Consider the following 4,299-nt stretch of genomic DNA (forward strand, 5'->3'; position numbering starts at 1 on the left):
CTGGGCAACGGGGCGCATTAAACGGGTTTTTCAGGGGGTCGTCAAGCAAGTTTTCAAAAAAAATTTAATTATTACCGTCGCTTACGTTCCGACCCCTGATAAATCGGGGTTATTCCGACGGCGGCACGTAGCCTTCGGCCTTGGCGTAATCCTCGCCGGAGAAGTACTTGTCCATCTCGCCCTGAAGATATTTGCGATCTTCGGCGTTCATCATGTTCAGGCGTTTTTCGTTGATCAGCAGGGTCTGGTGCTTCTGCCAGTCGGCCCAGGCCTTTTGCGAGACGTGGTCAAAAATGTCCTGGCCTTTGGCACCCGGGAAGGGAGCACGCTCCAGGCCTGGCAATTCTTCTTTGTACTTGCGGCACATGATGGTGCGGGTCATGACGACTCTCCTGCGTTCAATACGGCGGCCGCGCGTTCGAGCAAGGTCTTGACCGGGGCGGCAAGGCCCAGGCGCGGCGGGGTGGCGAGGTTATACCAGAGCCAGTCAGCCTCGGCCACGTGATGACCGGACTCCTGGACCTGAACCAGCCAGGGTTCGATGGATAATTGAAAATGGCTGAAGGTGTGCACCAGGCTCGGCAATGCCTGTTGGGTGCCCAGTTCCAGCGCGTGCTGCAATGCCAGATGCGGCAGGTCGTCGAGGTCGTCGAGTTCCGGCAGGCTCCACAAACCGCCCCACAGGCCCGTGGACGGGCGACGGTAAAGCAGGATCGCGCCCTCGCCATTGGCGAGCATCGGCATCAGCGTGCGTTTCTGCGGGATGGCTTTGCGCGGCTTGGGGATCGGGTAGCGGGTTTCCAGGCCGAGCATGTGCGCCTCGCAGCCCTTTTCCAGCGGGCACAGCAGGCAGCTCGGTTTGCTGCGGGTACAGAGCGTGGCGCCCAGGTCCATCATCGCCTGGGTGTAGGCGTTGACGCGGGTCTGCGGTGTAAAGCGCTCAGCGTTGGCCCAGAGTTGTTTGGCCACCTTCGGTTCGCCGGGGTAGCCCTCTTGTGCGGTAAAGCGCGCCAGCACCCGTTTGACGTTGCCGTCGAGGATCGGCGCACGCAGACCCATGCTGATGCTGGCAATGGCGCCAGCGGTGGACAGGCCGATCCCCGGCAGATCAGTGAGTTTTTCCACGTCCCGGGGAAATTCGCCGCCGTACTGCTCGACGACGATTTTCGCGGTCTTCTGCAAATTGCGCGCGCGGGTGTAGTAACCCAGGCCCGTCCACAGGTGCAGCACTTCGTCTTCCGGTGCCGCCGCCAGGGCTTCGACCGTTGGCAACGAAGCCATGAAGCGGTCGAAGTAGTTCAGCACGGTGCTGACCTGGGTCTGCTGCAACATGATTTCCGAGACCCATACCCGATACGGGTTGATGTCCTGTTGCCAGGGCAAATCGTGACGGCCGTGGCGGTCAAACCAGTCCAGCACCGCCGTTGAAAACTGCTCGGCTCTCATCGCTTGAACAGCTCCTTGAGCGCGTCTTTGAGTTTCGGGTTGACCTTGTCGCCCCATTTCTCGTCGATTTTTTCGCTGATCCTGTCGCCAGCCAGTTTGGCCGCGACCTGGCTCATGCGGTCGTTATCCAGACGGCAAGCCTTGGCGCCCAGCTCCAGCGGGCCGCGGCAGCGCAGTGGCCACTCGATGCCGACAAACTTGTCGCCGACCTGACAGGCCGGGTCCGGCATGGCGCTGGTGTCGCCTTCGACGATGATGCCGACACGGTAGTCCATGCCCAGCACTCGCAGATCGATGTCACCATCACCGTTGACGGTCATGCCCGGGATGCGCACTTTCAGGTCGGGGTTGCTGGCCACGCCATTACGCAAGGTCAGGTTGCCCTTGAGCTCCTGGAACGGTGTGTCCTTGCCCCGGGGCTCGCCGCTGAGGGTTTTGCGGTTGAGCGTGGCGATACCTTTGCACAGCTGTTGCTCAAGGTTGGCGTTGAGCAGCACGCCATTGTTGATGACGAAACTGGCGTTGCCGTTGAGGGTTTCGATCAACGCTTTCTGGCTGTTGCCGCTACCGGTCAGGCTGCTGTTGAGCGTGACCAGGCCTTTGACCGGCGGGTTCTTGCCCTGGCTTTCGAGGATTTTTTCTGCCGGTACCCGGCTGATCTTCGTCTGCAGGTTCAGCGCCGGCACTGGCTGGCGTACATCGAGCGTGCCGGTGGTTTCGAAGCTGCCCTCATAAAGATCGCCGCTCAGGTTGGCCAGCGTCAGCAGGCCGCCCTGGCCGGTGGCCTTGAGCGCCGCGTTATGGATCGGCAGTTTTTGCAGGGTCAACTGGCCGAAGGTCAGGTCGGCGTCCACATCGAGCTTGCTCAAGCGCTCCACGGGCAACAAGCGCTCACTGCTCCAGGCGTCCTTGGTCGGCGCGGGTGGCAACGGAGTGCTGCCGGCGCCGGCCATGGCATCGGCTTCGGTGCTGGCGACTTCGGCCTGACGCACTTGTGTCGCGCTATTGGCCTCGGCGGATTTCGGCGGCAGGTAACGGTCGACATTGAAGGTGTCGGCCTTGAGTGCTGCGCGCAACGATTGCTTGGCGAAGTCTTCGACGGCGATACGGCCGCTGAAGGTGCTGTCGTCGACTTTCAGGTTGAGGTCGTCGAGCGCCAGGCTGGTCGGTGTCGCTGCCAATCGGCTGACCAGCTCGACTTTGCTCAGGCTGCCTTCGGCCATGGCCGGGAGTTTCTGGCCGATGCTGTCGACGAATTTCGCCAGGTCGAACTGGGCAATCGAGATGCCGCCGCTGACTTGTGGAGTCTTGTCGAGGTCGTTGACCTTCAATTCACCCAGTGCCCGCAGTTGGTTGGCGGAGATCTTGATACCGGTCCATTCGGCAACGTTGGCGGCCTTGTCCAGCACCAGCTGGCCCTGGGCGGCGAACGTCATGGTCTTGCCTTGCAATGGGTCGCCGGTCACTTCGCCGGACAACCTCATGTCTTCGAACTGATAGCGCTGCAATGCACGTGCGATGCGCACCTCACCGTTGAGCTCGGTACGCACTCGCAATGCCGGCTGGTTGGCTGACAGGAAAGCCGTGAGCTTGAGCGGAATGTTGACGGAGTCGTGAACCGCACCGGTGCTCAACTGAATGCTTTCGGCGCTGAAGCTCTTGCCGGTTCGTTCGTCGGTGTATTCAACCCGTGCGTTGTTCACGGTCAGGCTGTCGATGTCCAGGCGAATCGGTTGCGGCGGTTTTTCCGCCGCGACGTTGGCTTCGGGCGCAGGTTCGCCAGCGGCCGGCGGGGTGCTGGTCGCGTCGGTGTTGGCCGGTGCCGGCAGCTTGCCGATGTCTTGCCAATTGCCGTGACCGTCCTTGTCGCGGTTCAGGCGCAGGTTCAGGCCTTCGACGCGCACGTCGCTCATCTGCACTTCGCGGCGCAGCAGCGGCAGTACGCGCACCGACAGGCCGAGCATCTGCAAGTCGGCGTACGGTTCGGTCGGTTTGACCATGGTCGCGACACTGGCGTCGTGCAACTCCAGGCCCAGCCACGGGAACAGGCTCCAGCCGATATCGCCATTGAGCGTCAGCTCGATGTGGGCCTTGTCGCGGGCAATCTGGCGAATCTCGTCTTTGTAGTCGTTGGGATCGAATATGTGGGTCAGGGCAAAGCCCAGCGCCACAATGATCAGCAACAACCCGAGAAGTACCAGGCCCAGGATTTTGCCGAACGCTTTCATGGGCGAGTCCTTGTAATTAGTCGAATTCAAAATTTAGCCGAAGAGTATAGCGCCCCCGAACAGACGGCCGGTCAGCGATCACGTCGGCAGTACATCCAGCGGCAGTTTCAACTTGGCCGTCAGTGCTTGCGCCTCCAGATGCCCGGCAGGCGCCAGCAAGCGCAGGGTCATACCCGATTGCTCGGCCATTTTCCGGGCTTCGGCGACCAGTCGCTCGGCAACCCCACGGCGACGGGTAATTTTTCGCACACATATTTGGGACAAGTACCAGGCGTCTTGGTGCCTTTGCAGGCGGGCCGCGCCCAGTAGGCGATCATTGAAGCGTCCGGCGATCAGTGTGCCGTCGCGCAAACAGTCTTCGATCAACTGCGCTTCTCCGGAAAACGGCGCGAACAGCCAGTCCGGGGCGTCGTGGTAGATCTTGTGCAGGTCCTGCCGATCCTGGGCGGTGATTTGGTTCAGTGACTCGACAATGATCGGCATGGTGATTCCCGTGAGGTCATGAGGTGAGAGAGATCTGATGTCGTACAAAAAGATGATGTCATTTTGGTTTTTCTGTCATCTGCAGATGGTAACCTTTGCCCGTTCGTCCGTCCTGCTGCGAGCTGTTGTCGCACAACAAGGC

4 protein-coding genes are annotated in these 4,299 nt (G+C 60.9%); all 4 read right to left on the bottom strand.

Going from position 1 to position 4,299, the window contains the following annotated elements; translation table 11 throughout:
* Positions 1-109 precede the first annotated feature (109 nt).
* A complete protein-coding gene (locus ACXRVY_RS18655) occupies positions 110-382 on the bottom strand; it encodes an oxidative damage protection protein (RefSeq protein WP_007989188.1) in 273 nt (90 codons plus the stop codon).
* Positions 379-1,446: an A/G-specific adenine glycosylase gene (gene mutY, locus ACXRVY_RS18660; protein WP_457265694.1), complete on the bottom strand. Its 1,068-nt coding sequence runs from the start codon at positions 1,444-1,446 to the stop codon at positions 379-381. Before mutY ends, ACXRVY_RS18655 begins: the two co-directional genes overlap by 4 nt.
* Positions 1,443-3,674 (bottom strand): AsmA family protein, encoded by a 2,232-nt coding sequence (locus ACXRVY_RS18665; RefSeq protein WP_457265693.1) that lies wholly within the window; start codon positions 3,672-3,674, stop codon positions 1,443-1,445. The genes mutY and ACXRVY_RS18665 overlap by 4 nt, the downstream gene beginning before the upstream one ends.
* Before the next feature lie 78 nt (positions 3,675-3,752).
* On the bottom strand, positions 3,753-4,157 hold the full coding sequence (locus tag ACXRVY_RS18670) for an acetyl-CoA sensor PanZ family protein (RefSeq protein WP_223457863.1): 405 nt from the start codon (positions 4,155-4,157) through the stop codon (positions 3,753-3,755).
* Positions 4,158-4,299: the final 142 nt, after the last annotated feature.

This window comes from Pseudomonas sp. P5_A2_2, from assembly GCF_054177685.1.